The sequence below is a fragment of the Mesorhizobium sp. B1-1-5 genome, assembly GCF_006443065.1.
Lineage (GTDB): Bacteria > Pseudomonadota > Alphaproteobacteria > Rhizobiales > Rhizobiaceae > Mesorhizobium.
Map to the genome: position 1 here is coordinate 1 of NZ_VFWS01000336.1, position 1,587 is coordinate 1,587.

Genomic DNA, 1,587 nt, shown 5'->3' on the forward strand with positions numbered 1-1,587 from the left:
TCCCTTGAAGTAGAGCACCGGCATGATGAAGCGGTCGCAGGCCGGATCGCGGTCGTAATAGGCCTGGATATCGACACGCACGATGGTCGGCCAATCCTTGTCGTCGGCCAGCATCGACTTGAAGGTCTGGCGGATGAGATCGGAACCTATGTCCTGGTGCGCCAACCGCTCGGCCAGCCGGTGGATGACCGCCTCCTCCAGGCTCTCCTGGTTGAGGATGGTCGAATAGAGGAAGGCGGCGAGCAGCGGGTCGCGATTGACCGCGTCCATCGCTTCGTCACGGATCGAGCGCCAGATCGGATCGACCGGCTGCAACGCGCTGTGTCGGGAAATGCTGATGCTGTTCATCGACGTCGTCCTGCCGCCTTGCCTAATGTCGAGCCGCACATATAAGCCAGATCATAGCACGGTTGAACTCAATTTTCCTTAGTGCTCTGTCAAATGGATTTGGTTCGCGGGAATTCAAGCCGGCATGGAAAATGAACTCTTGCTCGACAATGCCCTCAAACGCGAGCTTTCCGCCCTCTATGAGGGACGGGATCGCCACTACCACAACCTTGCCCATATCGAGGCGATGCTGGCGCTCGCCGGCGAGTACCGGAAGCTGCTCGGCGATCCCGAGGCCGTCGAGGCGGCGATCTGGTTCCACGACGCCGTCTATGACAGCCGGGCCAAGGACAACGAGGCGCAAAGCGCAGCGCTCGCGGAAAAGAAGCTCGCGGGCCGCATCGACGCCCAGCGCCTCGGCCGCATCTGCGCCATGATCCTTGCCACCGCAACACACCAGTTGCCGGGCTTCGAAGACACGGCCGCGGTGCGTGACGCCGCTCTTTTCCTGGACATGGACCTGTCGATCCTCGGCGCAGCGCCGGATGCATTCGATGCCTATGAGCGCGCGATCCGCGCCGAATATCAATGGGTGGAGGAGCCGATATGGCGGGCCGGACGTGGCGCGGTGCTGAACAGCTTCCTGACACGCCCGCACATCTTCCACAGCGAGGAATTCCGCCGGCGCTTCGAGCAGCAGGCTAGGCTGAATCTCACCCGGTCGCTCGAAGCGCTGCAAAAACCGGGGTGATATCGGGCTTGTGCCTTTCGGTTTATCGGGCTCTTACGCCGGGTCAAAGCGGATTTTCGGCGTAGAATTCCAGCACACGCCGCTTGAAGGTCTTGTCGCCGACGGCCAGCATATGGTCACGGCCTTCGATGTGGAAAGCCTTGGCGTTGGGCATCAGTGCGGCAAGTTCGTCGGGCGAGCCGCCAATGTCATCGGTGGTGCCGACGGCGATCAGCGTCGGCTGGGCGATCCGGGCAATTTCATCCTCGCTCAGCAACTCGCGGGAGGTGGCAATGCAGGCCGCGAGCGCCCGGCGGTCGCTGCGAGTCTGGTCGGCGAAGGCGCGAAACGAACGGCCGCGGGGATGAGTGGTCTTGGCCGGATCGTCGGCAAGAAGGGCTGCCGCGATCGGATCCCAATCGCCGACGCCGTCGATCATGCCGATGCCGAGACCGCCGAAGACCAGCGTCGCCACCTTGTCGGGATCCGACAGCGCCAGGAATGCCGCTATCCTCGCGCCCATCGAATAG

The 1,587-nt window shown here is 62.6% G+C and carries 2 protein-coding genes and 1 pseudogene; 1 reads left to right on the forward strand and 2 read right to left on the reverse strand.

Translation table 11 applies throughout. From position 1 onward, the window contains the following. Window positions 1-348: pseudogene (locus FJ980_RS31085) on the reverse strand (serine O-acetyltransferase); the annotation flags it as partial. Window positions 349-472: 124 nt separating this feature from the next. Between FJ980_RS31085 and FJ980_RS31090 the strand changes: the two are divergent. Continuing rightward, the gene (locus FJ980_RS31090; protein ID WP_140547372.1) at window positions 473-1,078 is read left to right on the forward strand and encodes a hypothetical protein; all 606 of its coding nucleotides are present in this window, start codon (window positions 473-475) and stop codon (window positions 1,076-1,078) included. A gap of 43 nt (window positions 1,079-1,121) precedes the next feature. Here FJ980_RS31090 and FJ980_RS31095 read toward each other — a convergent pair. Beyond that, window positions 1,122-1,587 (reverse strand): alpha/beta hydrolase (locus FJ980_RS31095; protein WP_140547373.1); only part of this gene is annotated, 466 nt, incomplete at its 5' end.

Bases quoted from the DNA above. Each gene is read 5' to 3' on its own strand.
- FJ980_RS31090 (WP_140547372.1), top strand. From the start codon at position 473: ATGGAAAATGAACTCTTGCTCGACAATGCCCTCAAACGCGAGCTTTCC.